The following is a 16,554-nucleotide window of genomic DNA, read 5'->3' as shown; positions in this document are numbered from 1 at the left end:
CCCTTGATCGTGGTCGTGTTGTTATGCCAACGATGGATTGTGAGCGGGCTATCCGCCGGGGCTGTAAAAGGCTAGCAGGCTATCCAGAACGATCGCCAACTTCGTTCTCGGTCGCACGTCTCCCTGCAACGTACCAGGAGGGCGCGCTTCAGTCGCCGTGTTTCCTGCGGCCTTGCTGGACGGCCGTTCTGAATGGCCTGCTTGTGAGCACCATGCGATTCGAAGGGAACCATCATGGCTGAATTGGAACTGCGGGGTGTTTCAAAATCGTTCCATGACCAGCCCGTGCTGCGCGATATTTCGCTGCAGGTTCCGGATGGGAGCTTCACGATTCTGCTTGGGCCTTCCGGTTGTGGCAAATCGACGCTCCTGCGCATTATCGCCGGGCTCGAATCCCAGACGTCGGGGCAGGTGCTCATCGACGGAAAGGAGGTCGATCACTTGCCGCCCGCGAAGCGTGATATTGCCATGGTGTTTCAGCAGTACGCGCTCTACCCGCACCTTTCCGTTCGCGAGAACCTCGCCTTTGCGCTAAAGATGCGCCGAGTCCCGCGCGACACGATTGAAACCCGCATCGCCGAAGCCGCGCAGCTCCTGGAAATTGAGCCCCTCCTCGACCGCAAACCAAAAGACCTGTCGGGCGGGCAGCGGCAGCGCGTCGCGATGGGGCGGGCCATCGTGCGTAAGCCGAAGCTGTTCCTGTTCGATGAACCGCTCTCTAACCTGGATGCACAACTGCGCACCTCGATGCGTATCGAACTCAAAAAGCTGCAGCAGCGTCTGCAGGCCACCATGATCTATGTCACCCACGATCAAGTGGAAGCCATGACGCTGGGCGACCGCATCGTGGTCATTGAGGGCGGCCGCATCCGACAAGCTGATGAGCCCCATCGCACGTACGCCGCACCAGCCGATCCCTTCGTCGCCTCTTTTATAGGAACACCCCCGATGAACCTCTGGGAAGGCAGCCTCATGACAGAAGGCGGAAAGACCGTCCTCAAAGGCAACGGCCTAACCTTCCCGCTTCCGGCTGGGCTGGCCTCATCTCATTCGACGAAGAAATCCGCCGTCACGCTCGGAATCCGCCCGGAAGACATCGCGCTCCGGGAGTTGCCTGAAACGCTGCAGGTAACAGGAACGGTGGAACTGGTGGAGGATCTCGGGGCGGACCTGCTTCTGCATTGCCGGGTCGGCGAGCGTCGCCTCGTGGTGCGTACGGCCCGCCGCGCCGACAGAGTGCAGGGACAAACAGTGACACTCTTTTTTCCAATCGATAAACTGCATCTCTTCATCGACAACCGCCGTTTCGACCCGCCCACCACCAGGCCCACTTGACTGTGCCCCGGGCTCTCTTATCTCTTTCATAAGGACAACGGCGGCGGAAGAGAAAAACCATGAGTTCGCTTGCAATGCGTCCGGAGACCTCGTAAGCTCCGGAAAGGATTGCACTCTTCGTCTGCGCGCATCGAATGATTCTCCACGGATAGACCCTGATGGCCACATCTCAACGCGGTTATTACGACATCCTCGGTGTGCCACGGAACGCGACGGCCGACGACATCAAGAAGGCCTTTCGCCGCCGCGCCCGTGAAATCCATCCCGATCTCCATACCGGCACAAAAAAAACGGAGATGGAGAAGAAGTTCAAAGAATTGAACGAAGCGCACGAGGTACTGTCGGACCCGGACAAGCGAAAGAAATACGACCAGTACGGCTCGAACTGGGAACAGGCGGAAGCCTATGAGCAGGCGCGCCAACAGGCCGGCGCCCAAGCGGGACGTGGCGGCCAGGCCGGCGGATTCAGCGGCGACTTCGGCGATATCTTTGAGACCTTTTTCGGCGGACGGGGCCGTGGCGGAGGAACCTCGTCGGGATTCGCCGTCGATGGGGAAGATCTGGAAACCGATGTCCATCTCACCATCCGCGACGTCCTGACCGGGGTCACCCGGCGCATCGATCTCACCGAACGCGTCACCTGCAAGGCTTGCGGCGGCAGTGCCATCGTGCGCGGCCGTCCCTGTGTCGTGTGCGGCGGCGCCGGCACCCAGGCTGAAAAACGCACGATCGAAGTCCGCATTCCGGCCGGTGTGCAGAATGAGACCCGTGTCCGCCTGGCGGGCAAGGGACAACCAGGCATCAATGGAGGCAAACCGGGAGACCTCTATCTGCGCGTCCATATCCAGGCCAACGGCGTCTTTCGCCAAAAGGGATTCGATATTCAGGTCACCCTTCCTGTCTGGCCATGGGAGGCGGCGCTGGGCGCTGAAGTGATGGCTCCGACCCTGACGGAACCGGTGAAGGTGAAAATTCCCCCGGGCAGCAAAGCCGATAGCAAGCTTCGGCTGAAGGGCAAGGGCCTCCCGACCTCGACCGGTGAACAGGGAGATCTCTTCCTGAAGCTAAAAATCGTCATGCCCACCGGCATTTCCGACGAAGAGCGGGCGCTCTACGAACAGTTGAGCCACGCCCGCCACAGCGATCCCCGGGCCGAGATCATCGCCGCATCGAGACGCAGTTCATCCTGAGTAGCGCAGCCCCGAGCCGATCCCTTCTATGACTATCGCCGAATACGCGCTCCTCGCGTTCAGTTCGCTTTTCGTGATTGTCGATCCCATCGCCGTGGTCCCGGCCTTCCTCGCCATGACCCCGCGGGATTCCGTGGCGCAGCGGCTCCGGACTGCGCGCGTCGCCTGTCTGGTGAGCGTCGCCCTCCTCACGGGATTCGCCCTGTTCGGGCAAACCATCCTCAAATTGCTGGGCATTACCTTGCCCGCGGTGCAGATCGCCGGCGGGCTGATCCTATTACTGGTCGCGCTGGACATGTTGAGGGCGCAACGGTCCACGGTGCAGGAAACGGCGGCGGAAACGGCGGCCGGCACCAACAAGGACGACATCGCCGTCACCCCGCTCGCCATCCCCATGCTGGCAGGGCCGGCCGCAATCTCGACGATCATCCTGCTGGAAACGCAGGCCACCACATGGATGTTGCATGCCGTATTGTTGGGATGCCTTGTACTGATCGGGTTGGCGAGTTACATTATATTAGCGATCGGCGCACGCAGCGCGAAGTGGCTCAATCCCATTGCCGAGAAAATCATTTCCCGGCTGATGGGCCTGTTGCTCGCCGCGCTGGCCGTTCAATTTATGGTGAACGCCCTCACCGGAGACCAAGGGCTGTTACGCGGGTTGACCGGACATTAATCGCTCTCAAACTGAAGGAGGAACGAATGACGACGAAACTGTTCACATTTGCCACCGCTTCGGCCATCGCCTGCGCGTTGACGATCTCCCCCGCCTGGGCGAACCCCGAAGGTGGATATGGCGGACACGGCGGCGGCTACGAGAAGGGCCAGCACGGCATGGGCGCCGCAATGATGGAAATGATGATGCACGGCGGCGCAGGCCACCTCATCCGTCACCTCTTGAAGCATGAAAAGGACATCGGATTGAGCGCCGACCAGGTCGCCAAGCTCAAGGATCTCCAACTCAACCTCGATAAGAACCGGATCAAGATGGAAGCCGACATCCAGGTCGCCGAACGGGAAGTGAAGGCACTGAACGACGATGAGAAGTCGGATTTGTCCGCCATCGAAGCCAAGCTCAAGCAAAGCGCCGACGTGCAGATCGGACTCCGCGTGCTGTCGATCAAGACCAGACGGGAAGCCCTCGCACTGCTGACCCCGGAACAACGCGCGAAGGAACAGGCCGAGCACGAGAAGATGATGCAGCAGCACAAGGGCGCGGGCCAGGCCGCTCCCCACGGCAAGAATCCGCATGGCGGCAACCCCCACGGCGCGAACCCGCACAGTGCCAATCCGCACGGCGAGGCGAAGCCCCAATAACCCTACACCCTGCATAGAACCGGAGGTCACACATGATCAAGCACGTTGCAGTACCCGCCCTGATGGTCGCGGCACTCTGTGTCACGAGCACTCCTGCCTGGAGTGACAAGGGGCACAAAGGCAAGGATGAGAAGTGTGACGCCGCCGAGTTGGTGAAGGATGCCAAGGTCACCATCGACCAGGCTATTAAGACCGCGCTGGATGCGATTCCCGGCCGTGCCGTCGAAGCCGAGCTCGAAAAGAAGCACGACAAGACGGTCTGGGAAGTCGAAGTGCTGGGAGCCGACGGCAAAATGACGGAAGTTCACATCGACGCGGGCACCGGCACCATCATCGATAAGGAAGACAAACAAGCGAAGCACGAGAAGAAGGGCAAGAAAGAGAAGCACTAAGGTTCCTGCGGCAGGGTCGTGCTTCAGATACGATCCTGCCGCATTCGTCTCAACCCGTCCCGATTCATCTGCCCCACCCGTTCCCCTGCTTGCCATTTCCAAGCTCAGCGACGGCCGATCTCCAGACCGGCGGATTGACCCTTTGCGCTCATCTATGCGAAAGTTTGCGATCCAATCTGCACACGCTCCATGCTGAACGGCAGTCTTCCGATCCCGTAAATGAAGGAGTTTCCATGACGATCGACCCACGACACAAAAGCCACAACTTGCTCGACGGACCAGGCCGCGCACCGGCCCGCGCCATGCTGAAAGCCGTCGGATTTACCGATGCCGACCTCGAACGCCCGCTGATCGGCGTCGCCAACACCTGGATCGAGGTCATGCCCTGCAACTTTCACCTCCGCCGATTATCGGAACGGGTGAAGGCCGGTATCCGCGCGGCAGGCGGCACCCCGATCGAATACAACACCATCGCGGTGTCGGACGGCATTTCCATGGGCACCGAGGGGATGAAAGCCTCGCTCATCAGCCGGGAAGTCATTGCCGACTCCATTGAACTGGTCGCCCGCGGGCATTTGCTCGACGGGGTCGTGGCCCTCTCGGGATGCGACAAGACCATTCCCGGCACTGTCATGGCGCTCTGCCGTCTGAACGTCCCATCCCTCATGATCTACGGCGGCTCCATCATGCCGGGACAGTTCCAGGGACACGACGTGACGATTCAGGACGTGTTCGAAGCGGTCGGCAAACATGCCGCCGGCACCATGACGAATGCGGAACTCAAGGATCTCGAAGACCATGCCTGTCCGGGCCCCGGTGCCTGCGGCGGCCAGTTCACCGCCAACACGATGGCCATTGCATTTGAATTCCTCGGCATCTCGCCGATGGGACGCAACGGGGTCCCAGCCATGGATGCGCGCAAGGACGATGTGGCGTTCGAGTGCGGCAAATTGGTCATGGATCTGCTCAAGAAAGACATTCGCCCCAAACAGATCATCACGCGCCGCTCGATTGAAAATGCCATCGCCGCCGTCGCGACGACCGGTGGATCGACGAATGCCGTGTTGCACCTGCTGGCCGTGGCACGCGAAATGGGGGTGCGCCTCACCATCGACGATTTCGACAAGATCAACCGGAAGGTGCCGTTGCTGGCCGATCTGAAGCCGGGCGGTCATTTCACCGCGGCGGATCTCTACGCGGCCGGTGGCACGACCCTGGTGGCGAAACGCCTGATCGATGCGAAGATCCTGCACCCGGACCAGATCACCGTTACCGGACGGACGATCGGCGAAGAGGCCAACGCCGCCACCGAAAAGCCGGACCAACAAGTCTTACGGCCGCTGTCCAAACCGATCAAGCCGACCGGCGGCCTGGTCATTCTGAAGGGCAACCTCGCGCCGGAAGGTTGTGTCGTGAAAGTCGCGGGCCATTCCATCCTGCATTTCAGCGGACCGGCCAAGGTGTACGAACGCGAAGAAGATGCTTTCAAGGCCGTACAGGCCGGGAAGATCAAAGCCGGGGATGTGGTCGTCATTCGATACGAGGGCCCCTCGGGAGGCCCGGGCATGCGGGAAATGCTCGGCGTGACGGCCGCCATCGTCGGAGCAGGACTCGGCGACTCCGTCGCCTTGCTCACAGACGGTCGCTTCTCCGGAGCCACCCACGGCCTGATGGCCGGACATGTCGCGCCGGAAGCCATCAAGGGTGGTCCGATCGCGGCGGTGAAGACCGGCGACATCATCACCTTCGACATCACGAAGCGACGCCTCGACGTCAACGTGACTCAGAAGGAACTGGCCGCGCGCCTGAAGAAGGTGAAGCATCCGTCCCCTCGCTACCTGTCCGGCGTGATGGGGAAATACGCCCGCCACGTCTCTTCCGCCTCCGAAGGGGCGGTGACCACCTAACCATGGTAATTCGGTCTCGATGGGGTCTCGTGGCGGCGCTCTGCGCCGCCGCCTGCCTCTTCGGGCCAAGCGGTAGCGACGCCGGTGAGCCGCACCAGGCCCCGTGCGCAGATTGGCAGAGTCGCCACCCCGAATGGATCTGGTGCGATGATTTCGAGATCGACCGTTTAAGCCACTACTTCGAGTACGACATCCGGCACGGTCGGTTCGTCCGCGAAGCCGGGGCAGGGGTCGACCGCTCAACCGGCATGCGAGCAGAATACCTGCCCGGCGATCCTCACGGGGGTTCCCTTCACCTGGCGTTCGGCAAGACCCCAAGCGACTATATGAAACCAGTCGATGCCGGGACGGCCAAATACCGCGACATCTACTGGCGGTTCGATCTGCGGCTTCAGCCCGGCTGGACCGGCGGTGGCGCCGACAAACTCACCAGAGCCACGATTCTCTCCAGCGACCGGTTTGCACAAGCCGCCATCGGCCACCTGTGGAGCGGAGCGCTGCCCGATTCAGATCCCGACCGGCTCTACATCGACCCGGCGTCCGGAACCGACGAGTTCGGTGAGTTGCGCACGACCACGTACAATGATTTCCCCCGCCTGCGCTGGCTCGGAGCGGCCGGCGGGCAGACGCCGCTGTTCAGCCCGCCTAACATCGGAAAGTGGTTGTGCATCGAAGTCCACATGAAGCTGAACCACGGCGATGCCGGCGACGGCATTTTGGAATATTGGCTCAACGATCGACTCGACGCGCAACGAACCGGAATCAATTGGATCGGCACCTATCGTGACTACGGCATTAACGCGGTGTACCTGGAGCAGTATTGGACCTCCGTCCCGTTTGCTCAGATTCAACAGCGATACTTCGATAACTTCGTGGTCTCCACCGCCCGCATCGGATGCGCCCTGTGACACCGGCTGCCATGTGGACAGTCCGGCAGCATGGTAAAAAATTAACCGATTCTTGATCCGCCGTTTCGCACGGCTGAGATACACTGCCGACCCACTGGTTATGTCATCGACACAGACACCTTCAGAAGATCAGCCCCACGCATCGACGCCGAAGACGAGGGCGCACCGGCCGGCTACGAGTGACCTTTCCCGGCCGGAATGGTACCTGAATCGCGAGCTCAGCCTCCTGGAATTCAACCGGCGTGTCCTCGATCTGGCGAAAGATCAAAAGGTCCCGTTGCTGGAACGATTGAAGTTCCTCTGCATCGTGAGCTCCAATCTCGACGAGTTCTTCGAGGTCCGCGTGGCGGGCCTGAAGGAACAGGTAACCCATGGAGTCGAACAACGGGGCGCCGACGGACTGACCCCGTCCGAACTGCTGGCCCGCATTGCCATGCTGACGCACCAACTGGTACACGAGCAATACGTCGTCCTCAATCAATCACTGATTCCCCAGCTGGCCGACCAACGGATCCGGTTTCTCAAGCGCGCCGATTGGATGCCGTCGCACATTCGCTGGATGCGCCGGTTTTTTTCGCGCGAACTGCTCCCGCTTCTGAGTCCGGTGGGCCTGGATCCCGCGCATCCTTTTCCGAAACTGCTCAACAAGAGTCTCAATTTTCTGGTGACGCTGGAGGGAACCGATGCCTTCGGTCGGCCCAACGGAACCGCCATCGTCCAAGTCCCGCGGTCGCTCCCGCGCGTGATTCACCTGCCGGTGCGCAATGCCGCCTGGCCTCACGACTTTGCCTTTTTGTCGTCGGTGATCCATGCGTTCGTGCACCAGCTTTTTCCCGGCATGCACGTCACCGGGTGTTATCAATTCCGCGTCACACGGAACAGTAACCTCTTCGTGGATGAGGAGGACGTCGACGATCTTCGGCGTGCACTCGAAGGTCAGCTGCCCGAGCGGCGTTTCGGCGACGAGGTGCGGCTGGAAGTGGCGGACAACTGCCCACCCGATCTCGTCTATTTCCTGCGCGAACAGTTTCATCTCGATGCGCGCGACGTGTATCAATGCCATGGGCCGGTCAATCTGCATCGACTGATGGCCGTGCCCGACCTGGTGGATCGGCCCGATTTGAAATTTCAGCCCTTCACCCCCGGCATCCCCACGACGCCGGTGCCGAGCGAAGACTGGTTCGACGCCATCAGGCAAGGCGACATCCTGCTGCATCACCCCTATCAGTCCTTCGCGCCGGTAACCGAGTTTCTCCGCCAGGCGGCCACAGACCCGCACGTCCTCACCATCAAGCAAACCCTCTATCGCACAGGGGCGGATTCCGCCATCGTGCAATCCCTGGTGGATGCGGCGCGAGGCGGGAAAGAAGTGACCGTGGTGATCGAACTGCGCGCCCGTTTCGACGAAGAGGCCAACATCGAGCTGGCGCACGATTTGGAGGAGGCCGGCGCCCATGTGGTGTACGGTGTGGTCGGACACAAGACCCACGCAAAAATGAGTCTCGTGCTTCGACGGGAAGGCCGGATGCTGCGGAGCTACACCCACCTCGGAACCGGCAACTATCACGCCCGCAATGCGCGGCTCTATACCGACTTCGGATTACTCACCTGCGATGCGGCAATCGGACGGGACGTCCGCACGGTATTTCAACAACTGACCTCCTTGGGACGTCCGGGGCGGCTCAAACATCTTCTTCAATCGCCCTTTACCCTGCATGCCACATTGTTGAAATGGATCGGGCGTGAAACCGACAGGGCCAAGCAGGGCCGGCCGGCCCACATCATCGCGAAGATGAATGCGCTCCTGGAGCCCCACATCATCCGGGCCCTCTACAAGGCCTCTCAAGCCGGAGTGAAAATCGACTTGATCGTCCGGGGTCCCTGCGCCTTACGACCCGGCATCGCGGGTCTCTCGGAACACATTCGGGTACGTTCGATCATCGGGCGATTCCTCGAGCATAGCCGGATTTTCTATTTCCTCAACGACGGCGACGATCGGGTCTTTCTCTCGAGCGCCGATTGGATGGATCGCAATTTCTTCCGGCGCATCGAAGTCGCCTTCCCTGTTCTGGATAAGACATTACGTCAGCGCGTGATCGACGAAGGGCTCCGTCCCTACCTCGAAGACAATACCCACGCCTGGATTCTCCATCGAGACGGAACCTACAAGCGGCAGACGCCAGGACGCCGGGCCGCTCGTTCGTCCCAGCAATGGCTCATGAACAAGCTCGTCACCTAATGCCTCCTGCCGACGCAGCCGCTCGTCGTTATTAACCCCTCCTTAACCGCTCGCTGATACGGTTGTCACTTCAGCCGCCTATGCTACGGGCAGGACCATGAGGAGGGGAGCCCCATGAGTGTCACGCAGGTCGTCCGACTCCATCCACGCCACCGGGCCTTTGCCTCGTTACGCACGCACCTGCTTCGAAGCCGCCGCACGCTCTTCGCACAGGTCATGTCCCGACCGCTGCCGCAAACAGAACAAGGCCTGCCTGCTGATGTCCTCGATCTGGCCGCCTGCGAACAGGAGCGGATGATCGACGACCTCATCGCACAACGGGCCTATGCCAAACTGAGGCAGATCGAACGCGCCCTCAACCGCATGCTCGACACCTCATACGGCATCTGCCATCGCTGCCGAACGGACATCCCCCTGTCACGACTCCGCGCGCAGCCCGATGCGATGCTCTGTGTCACGTGTAAAAGCCTGGCTGAAGAACGTGCTTCGCTGCGGAGCACGGCATGGAGACTCGACAAGCCCGCCGAGGAGGTCTACCGATCCTAACATGAGGCTATCGATTGGGAGCTGAGCTGCGTCCACCTCTCCGCACCTCTCTCCCGGGCTGTTCCCCTCTTCTGAGCCGGAGCGGAACAGCCCACCCATTTTGACTCGAAACCGAGCGCCTACGAGGACGCGCCCCTGACCCTACACAGGTCCAAGCCTGCCTGCTCACCCGATCATTGATAGAGAGAAACAGTCAGGACAGGTAGAGCGGAATAATCGGGGAGCGGTGAGTCGAAAGGCAAGGTTCCCTGACGATGACCGCATGACCAGGGTCAGACACCTCGGCATGGACAACCGACACGTCCCATCCTCAGTACGATGCCGTTGCGCGACCCTAGCCGCGTGCAACGATTGTTCAGGCCAGCGGATGCCCTCGCAACTAGGCCCGACTATTCATGAATGGTCGGGGCTAGAGCGCATCCGCAGACAGACAGTCGAGACGTTCTTGAACACAGCTTGTGCACAAGGTCGCGTGCGGCCGGTGTCTCAGTTGTATGAAGGGAATCTCCTTTCGACACTCCAGGCACAGGCCGTTGATCCTCGGCCTTGTCTGGCGGAGAGACAAAATATCCTGGCGGCGCGGACGAGACCGATACATCTGAATGCCTTGCCTTATGAGGCGCATAGGACTCCTCCTGTGCTGAGAGTAAGCGGGTCCTCATCAGACTACAGTGCAAAGGACACAGGCACGTCCGGGCAAGGTAAATTGTGTGTTAACAGGTGAGGATTGCCGGAGGAGTACGTTTGATTCTTCCGAAAGTTGCCCCTGCGTTCTGGACGCAGGGGCTTCGATTCAGGCCATCACACGATCGAGGCACACAACGGAGAGGCGCTGCATCGGACACATGCGTCACCATGGCCTACTTCGCTGCCACTCCACGCCGTTCGATCACCAGTGCCCAGGCCGGTTCAAGGTCGCGCTTGGCGGCAGCCAGGAACCGCTCTTCGGCGGCGGCGTCCCGACTCCCCTGCTTGACGCTGACCGTGTGCACGGCGAAATACGCCGGGGTACCGATCATCTGCAGTTCGGCTATGACCTGGGCCAGCGGCTTGCCCCAAAATGCTTCGAAGTAATGTTCCTGCACCGGATCGGCCGCCTTCTCCTGCAGGACCATCGTCGAGGCGCCGACTTCATATTCCCCCATAAAACTGATACTGCCGGGAACTACCGTCGTATCGCTTTGCTTCACGACCGTCTTGGGTAACAGGAATAACGTGACTTCGCGTACCTTACCGAATCCCTTCTCCGAGGTGCTGAATGCCACGGCCGCATACCGCCCGGGCGGGACATTCTGCACATAGACCGTCCCGCCTCCACCGGCCCCGGGAGGCGGAGCCAGAATGCTGGTCGGAATCAGCTTGGAGCCTTCGAAGAGATCGCGCTCGTTCTCGACCTTTACCAAATACAAACGATCTTCAGTGTTGGGCACCCAGGCCGGACTCTTGATTGTGATCCCGATGACCGCACTCTGCTGATCGACCGGCTTCGTAATGTGGACCGGGGAGACAAATTCACCCGCCAGACGCTGGAACTGTTTCTTCGGAGGTTTACCGGCACAGGCCCCGGTGGTCAAAACGACCAGGGTCAGCAGCGCAATCACTATTCGATTCATGGAGGTCCCTCTGGGTGGATCAAACTGACCGGTTCGCGGCCACAGTGTAGGGGATTGGGCGTACTGCCTCAAGCGATACTTCCGGCGAGTATCAGCCTCGAACCGATCTTCCATGCGAGAGACGGGCGGCAAATGCCGTGGTGAGCGTACGGGCAAGGGATGCGAATGGAGCAGATGTTTCAGCAGTGGGAGGCGGGAGAAACGGGCCGCACAGCGGCTACCCTATGGCACCGGCGCAACCGGAGCAAGCGGAACATCCGCAGCAGTTTTCCCCTGGCTCTGGTTCTCCAGTGAGAGCCGCTTCAAGACCGCCTTGGCTCGCTCCTCAAGACGCTCGGCTTCGCCGGACCGCTGCCTGCGCCTCAGCAAGGACGCATAACTCTTCAAGGCCTTCACGTAGGCCTCGCGATCATACCCGACGGACTGTTCATAGATCACCAGCGACTGCTTATAGAGATCTTCGGACTGTTCCAGCTTATTCTGCGATTGATAGAGTCCCGCCAGGTTTTTGAGTTCACCCGCGACGTGAGGGCTCTCCGCGCCCTGCTGCTTTTCCCGGATTGCGATCGCCTGCTGAAAGAGCGGCTCCGCCTGGGAGTAGAGTCCCTGCAACTCATAGAGTTGTCCCAAGCGACTCATCGCCTCGGCGGTATCGACATGGTCGTTGCCGAGAGACTTTTTAAAAATGCTGACTGCGCGTTGATACAGCACTTCGGCTTGAGGGTATTGATTTTGGGCCCGGTACGTATCCGCAAGATTCTCAAGATTCCTGGCCACGATCGGATGGTGAGGACCGAAGGCCTTTTCATGAATCGTCAAGGCCCGCTGATACAACGGCATCGCGCGAGCATGCTGCCCCTGCGCCTGATACATCTTCGCCAGGTTGTCGCGCGTGATGGCCGTCGTGCTGTGTTCCGGCCCGAGTTGTTTTTCAAGAATCCCGAGTGCGCGCTGCAAGACGGGCTCGGCGTCGGCGAAGCGTCGTTGATCCTGATAGACCACAGCAATATTGTTCAAACTCTCGGCTGTCTTGCTATGGTCCGCGCCGAACACTTGCTCGCGGATTTCCCGTGCCCGTTGATGAAGCGCTTCGGACTGTGTATAGAGTCCCTGCAGGCGGTAGAGTTCGCCCAGGTCGGTCAGGCTGGAAGCCGTCTCGGCGTGGGCGGGCCCATACACGCGCTCCCTGATCGCCAGGGCTTCCTGAAAGAGTGCTTCGGCGCGTGGAAACCGCCCCAACTCACGATTCACTTCGCCCAGCTGACTCAACGTCTCGGCCAAACGTTTCCCTTGTGGATCGAGCACCTCTGCTTCCTTGCGAGCAGCCACAAAGGATTCCTCCGCATGCGTGTAGTCGCCGGAACGCAGGGCGTGATTGCCTTCCTGCATGGCTGAACGCCAGCGCTGGTCTACCGCGCATCCTGAGACGACGCCCAGAAAGGCCAGACCGATGGTCAGCGCACGCGCATTCAATCCAATGTTCATGATGATCAACTCTTCGGTGGTGAGACGATTGCCGTTTGGGGACTGGCCTTGCTCGTAGAATACTCCTAAGACTTACCCCCTCTGACGCCTCAAATCAACCCCGCGAGGGCATCTTTTTCGACCCCTCCGGCATTCCTATATTTTTCAAGTACTTCCCGGAATACACTCATTTCGATCAGGTGGATGAATCGGCCCCGAGCCTATCATCAACAAGGATACGGACCATGCGGCAGAGACGGTTATCGTTTCTCGGAGGCGTGATCGACCTGAGGAGCCAGCTTTGCAATCCCGGAAGTATCGTAGGGAAGGACGCTGAACACCTTGGCGACATCAATAGCCGGCTTCCCGGGCCGCAGGATTTTCTGCGCGAGCGTCGCGAGCCAGGAGAGGGGAACCAAGACAAACCTCGGCAGCCAGACCACCGTGAGATCCGGGTTGGCTTGCCGGAGACGATCCAGCAGTTCCTGCTTGGTCGGTGAAACAGGATCGAGGAGGTTCAAGGGGCTGGGCACGTTGTCCCACGCGTCCGTCATCCAGCCAAGGAAGCGGCCGGCAAAACCGACATCTACCACACCCAGACGATCGCCCGGCGAACCGACGGCCACAAAGATATTTCCCAACCGCTTACCGAGCCGGCCCGGCGGGTCAAAATCGCGATAGTCGACCAATGCCCCGGGACGAATCACTTTCACGGAGAGACCGAGTTCTTTGCCGAGTTGAACCGCCAACCGTTCGGATTCCAACTTTCCCCAGACATAGGGACCGGACCCCTTGCTGTCCGGCTCCAACGGATGGTCGTCGCCGATGGGCCGGCCGTTGCCTTGCGCCAAGACGGCGAGACTGCTGACATGGACGAAGTGGGTAATCCCCGCCGCATCGGCACCGCGAACCATCTGTTCGGTGGCATCCAACGAGTTACGCTGATGCTCCGGCCACCCACCGGCGGTTTCTGCCGCGGCATGAATGACGGTATCCACCCCCTTGAACAGCTGCGCAGCGGCTCCCGTGGCCACATCGGCCACCACATATTCGGCACCCGCAATCCGCTCCCAGGGGGACGGCTCACGTCGCGCCACCACACGAACAGGGCGGCCGCGCGACAGCAGCGTCCGCACGATTTCTTTTCCGAGAAACCCGGTGCCTCCGGTGACCAGCACGCCCCGGCTCTCGACCGGCTTCGGCGCAGCGTCAGCCAGGGCCTTGGCCTCGCCGACCTTCAGGGCCTTCGCCACGCGCTCACAGATGCGCACGGTCTCCAGTAAACTCTCCGGCGACAAGGGCGACGGCCCGCCCGTCCGCGCGGACTCATAGAAAGCGGTAAACAGTTCGGCCAGCCCGGGATAACTTCGCTGACTCTTGAGGAATCGGTTCGCCATCGCGGAGGTCGTGCCGATCAGCAATTGCCAGGCCTGCCGGTAAGGCGCGAATAACTTATCGATGCCGGACGAGCCGGGACCGATGGCCCGCTGCGTGGTGCTGCGAACATAGTCGGCAAACAACGACCCGTTCTTCCCGACAACCCGCAGATAACTCTCCACCGGGCGCCCTTCGAGCGTCACGATCAACGTGCCGGTCACGCCGCCGCGCCGCACCAACGCGTGCACGGTTCCGGCCTGACTCACTTCCAAAGACAGCAGCTCGGTACGGCCCTCCCCGGCCTGCTCCAACACCTGCAGCAACAGATAGACCGGATGCGGCAGAATATCGAGCAATTGGTGGTCGGCGCGTAGCACCTTGCGGCCGCCCGGCGCATGACGCACGGTCCGGAAGGAAAAGTAGCTCTCGACGTGCACGACGCGCCCGATCGACGGCAAGTACTGGGTCAAGACCCGGGTGGGTGGTTCATACAACAGTTGATGGCCTGCACAGACACGGAGGCCTTTGCCGCCCGCCTCATCCAGGATCTGTTGCGCGTCCTCCACCGACTCGGTAAAGGGCTTCTCTACATAGATGTGGCATCCGGCCTTGATCGCCATGCGGGCCAACGGAGCATGAGTGGCCGGCGGGGTAATGATGTGCACCACATTGAGACGTTCAGAGGCAAACAGCTCCTCCGGCGTCTTGAAACAGCCGATACCCGGAACAATATCGCGCATCGCCGCTTGAGCGGCGTCGGACGGATCGGCCACCGCCACCAGTTGCACGCCGGGGCAGCGCAAAATAGCGCGGGCATGGTGCTGGGCATGACGGCCTGCGCCGATGAGCGCGATCCGCAACGGGCGCGAGTCTGGAGTTGTCAGAGTAGAGTTGGTCACAAGTCCTGCGTGAGTGTGCAGCGCTACTATAGTCTATTCTCACGCATTCTTGAAGCCTTCTCGAAAATTAGCGCAGGGAGGAAGACTGCGGCAATGAGCGACACGTGCGAGGGACCTCCGGTGAACGGGTTCACGCATGCCTCGAACTACTTATGCCTGCCGTCGCAAGGGAAACATTGATCCATACATTCCGGGCAAAGCCCGCCGTTGAACTGGATTGCCGATCGCTCGGCGATAAACGTGGCCAGGTCATACCACTCGCCGGACTCGTCCGGCACACGCTTGCACCAGGAACACAAATTGATAATTCCCTGCGGACGCCCGAGGCGCGCATCCATCTTCCAGAGCGTGTCCCCCTGCTTCTCAGAGGCCTGGAGGCCCCGTTCGCCGGATGCGGTCTCGTGAAACACCAGCACGGCGCCGAGCACGCTCCCTCCGTCGTCGGCGACCGGCGCCACGCTGCCGCGAATGGTTCGACGTCCACCCTGCTTGGAGATCAGCAGGGCTTCCTCGATCGCCACAATGCGCACTTGCGTCATCGCTTGCTGCACCGGACTCTCCGATTCATATCCCGGCCCGGCTTCGTGAAAACCCAGGAGCGCCGTCACGCCCATGCCTGCCGCATCGTCCTGACTCCACCCCGTCAGGCTCTCGGCGGCGGGATTCATATAGGCCACTCGCCCGCCGCGATCGGTCGTCACGATGCCGTCGCCGATGCAACGCATGGTCGTGGCAATCCACCGCAAGCGCTCGCGCATGTGCCGCTCATGCTGGGCACGATGCAGCGCCAGTTCAATCGTGGGCCTCAGTTCGTGTGCCTGATACGGCTTCAACATGTAGCCGGCCGGAGACGTCACTTTGGCGCGCTCCAGCGTGTGGTTGTCGGCATAGGCCGTGAGGTAGATGACCGGCACATCCTGTTTGCGCTGAATCTGGAGGGCGGTTTCCACTCCGTCCATTTTCCCCTTCAACACGATATCCATCAAAATCAGGTCGGGGTGCATATCGTCGGCTTTACGGATCGCTTCCTCTCCCGAGGTTGCCGTAGCCGGCACGCGATAGCCTAAGCGTTGCAGGCTCAACTGAATGTCCTTTGCCACAACGGGTTCATCTTCCACGATCAAGATGCTGGCTGGCTCCATGGCGTTCACACCCTTTCTGAATATTGCAGTTGCTGAAAGCGAATCTGCCATTCTGTACCGGCGCCACTGCGGAGTTCCGTGCTGCCGTCCAGCTTCTCTGCCAGCAGCGTCACAAGTTCCAACCCCAGTGAATCGGGATTGTTCAGCACGCCGTCCTTGGGAATTCCGATCCCGTAGTATAAGCGGAACGGGCATCATCGTTCGTTCAGATCTCCCCTAGAATGC

At 60.6% G+C, this 16,554-nt stretch carries 14 protein-coding genes; 9 read left to right on the top strand and 5 right to left on the bottom strand.

Annotation, left to right across the window (positions count from 1 at the left end; genetic code table 11):
* Positions 1-234 precede the first annotated feature (234 nt).
* The 9 genes from ugpC to H8K11_19450 all read left to right on the top strand — a co-directional run bounded on the left by ugpC (position 235) and on the right by H8K11_19450 (position 9,834).
* Positions 235-1,335, top strand: coding sequence for a sn-glycerol-3-phosphate ABC transporter ATP-binding protein UgpC (gene ugpC, locus H8K11_19490; GenBank protein ID MCS6265935.1), 1,101 nt, complete (start codon positions 235-237; stop codon positions 1,333-1,335).
* 158 nt (positions 1,336-1,493) lie between these two features.
* Positions 1,494-2,525, top strand: a complete 1,032-nt coding sequence (locus H8K11_19485) for a DnaJ domain-containing protein (GenBank protein ID MCS6265934.1) — start codon at positions 1,494-1,496, stop codon at positions 2,523-2,525.
* A gap of 28 nt (positions 2,526-2,553) precedes the next feature.
* Entirely contained in the window at positions 2,554-3,201 is a 648-nt protein-coding gene (locus tag H8K11_19480; protein MCS6265933.1) for an NAAT family transporter, read from the top strand.
* A 26-nt stretch (positions 3,202-3,227) separates the two neighbouring features.
* Positions 3,228-3,842, top strand: coding sequence for a hypothetical protein (locus H8K11_19475; protein MCS6265932.1), 615 nt, complete (start codon positions 3,228-3,230; stop codon positions 3,840-3,842).
* Between the two features lie 32 nt (positions 3,843-3,874).
* The gene (locus H8K11_19470; protein ID MCS6265931.1) at positions 3,875-4,234 is read left to right on the top strand and encodes a PepSY domain-containing protein; all 360 of its coding nucleotides are present in this window, start codon (positions 3,875-3,877) and stop codon (positions 4,232-4,234) included.
* Positions 4,235-4,467: 233 nt separating this feature from the next.
* Entirely contained in the window at positions 4,468-6,141 is a 1,674-nt protein-coding gene (gene ilvD, locus H8K11_19465; GenBank protein MCS6265930.1) for a dihydroxy-acid dehydratase, read from the top strand.
* Between the two features lie 2 nt (positions 6,142-6,143).
* Positions 6,144-7,049 (top strand): hypothetical protein, encoded by a 906-nt coding sequence (locus H8K11_19460; protein ID MCS6265929.1) that lies wholly within the window; start codon positions 6,144-6,146, stop codon positions 7,047-7,049.
* A 100-nt stretch (positions 7,050-7,149) separates the two neighbouring features.
* Positions 7,150-9,288: a polyphosphate kinase 1 gene (ppk1, locus tag H8K11_19455; protein MCS6265928.1), complete on the top strand. Its 2,139-nt coding sequence runs from the start codon at positions 7,150-7,152 to the stop codon at positions 9,286-9,288.
* A 114-nt stretch (positions 9,289-9,402) separates the two neighbouring features.
* The gene (locus H8K11_19450) at positions 9,403-9,834 is read left to right on the top strand and encodes a TraR/DksA C4-type zinc finger protein (GenBank protein ID MCS6265927.1); all 432 of its coding nucleotides are present in this window, start codon (positions 9,403-9,405) and stop codon (positions 9,832-9,834) included.
* An 860-nt stretch (positions 9,835-10,694) separates the two neighbouring features.
* Here the strand turns inward: H8K11_19450 and H8K11_19445 are convergent.
* From H8K11_19445 to H8K11_19425, 5 genes are all read right to left on the bottom strand, one after another.
* Entirely contained in the window at positions 10,695-11,447 is a 753-nt protein-coding gene (locus tag H8K11_19445; GenBank protein ID MCS6265926.1) for a hypothetical protein, read from the bottom strand.
* 222 nt (positions 11,448-11,669) lie between these two features.
* Positions 11,670-12,932, bottom strand: coding sequence for a tetratricopeptide repeat protein (locus tag H8K11_19440; protein MCS6265925.1), 1,263 nt, complete (start codon positions 12,930-12,932; stop codon positions 11,670-11,672).
* Positions 12,933-13,171: 239 nt separating this feature from the next.
* Positions 13,172-15,187 (bottom strand): Gfo/Idh/MocA family oxidoreductase, encoded by a 2,016-nt coding sequence (locus H8K11_19435; protein ID MCS6265924.1) that lies wholly within the window; start codon positions 15,185-15,187, stop codon positions 13,172-13,174.
* Between the two features lie 146 nt (positions 15,188-15,333).
* Entirely contained in the window at positions 15,334-16,329 is a 996-nt protein-coding gene (locus H8K11_19430; GenBank protein MCS6265923.1) for a response regulator, read from the bottom strand.
* Positions 16,330-16,334: 5 nt separating this feature from the next.
* Positions 16,335-16,478, bottom strand: a complete 144-nt coding sequence (locus tag H8K11_19425) for a hypothetical protein (protein ID MCS6265922.1) — start codon at positions 16,476-16,478, stop codon at positions 16,335-16,337.
* Between the last annotated feature and the right edge of the window lie 76 nt (positions 16,479-16,554).

The organism is Nitrospira sp. (assembly GCA_024998565.1).
GTDB lineage: Bacteria > Nitrospirota > Nitrospiria > Nitrospirales > Nitrospiraceae > Nitrospira_A.
Note: the sequence above shows the minus strand (reverse complement) of the source record. Positions and strands in the feature narration are given on the sequence as shown.

What these genes read in the sequence shown, in the direction of transcription:
- H8K11_19430 (MCS6265923.1), bottom strand. Translation starts at nt 16,329, where the DNA reads ATGGAGCCAGCCAGCATCTTGATCGTGGAAGATGAACCCGTTGTGGCA.
- H8K11_19470 (MCS6265931.1), top strand. Translation starts at nt 3,875, where the DNA reads ATGATCAAGCACGTTGCAGTACCCGCCCTGATGGTCGCGGCACTCTGT.
- H8K11_19440 (MCS6265925.1), bottom strand. Translation starts at nt 12,932, where the DNA reads ATGAACATTGGATTGAATGCGCGTGCGCTGACCATCGGTCTGGCCTTT.
- H8K11_19450 (MCS6265927.1), top strand. Translation starts at nt 9,403, where the DNA reads ATGAGTGTCACGCAGGTCGTCCGACTCCATCCACGCCACCGGGCCTTT.
- ppk1 (MCS6265928.1), top strand. Translation starts at nt 7,150, where the DNA reads ATGTCATCGACACAGACACCTTCAGAAGATCAGCCCCACGCATCGACG.
- H8K11_19475 (MCS6265932.1), top strand. Translation starts at nt 3,228, where the DNA reads ATGACGACGAAACTGTTCACATTTGCCACCGCTTCGGCCATCGCCTGC.
- H8K11_19480 (MCS6265933.1), top strand. Translation starts at nt 2,554, where the DNA reads ATGACTATCGCCGAATACGCGCTCCTCGCGTTCAGTTCGCTTTTCGTG.
- ilvD (MCS6265930.1), top strand. Translation starts at nt 4,468, where the DNA reads ATGACGATCGACCCACGACACAAAAGCCACAACTTGCTCGACGGACCA.
- H8K11_19485 (MCS6265934.1), top strand. Translation starts at nt 1,494, where the DNA reads ATGGCCACATCTCAACGCGGTTATTACGACATCCTCGGTGTGCCACGG.
- ugpC (MCS6265935.1), top strand. Translation starts at nt 235, where the DNA reads ATGGCTGAATTGGAACTGCGGGGTGTTTCAAAATCGTTCCATGACCAG.
- H8K11_19460 (MCS6265929.1), top strand. Translation starts at nt 6,144, where the DNA reads ATGGTAATTCGGTCTCGATGGGGTCTCGTGGCGGCGCTCTGCGCCGCC.
- H8K11_19445 (MCS6265926.1), bottom strand. Translation starts at nt 11,447, where the DNA reads ATGAATCGAATAGTGATTGCGCTGCTGACCCTGGTCGTTTTGACCACC.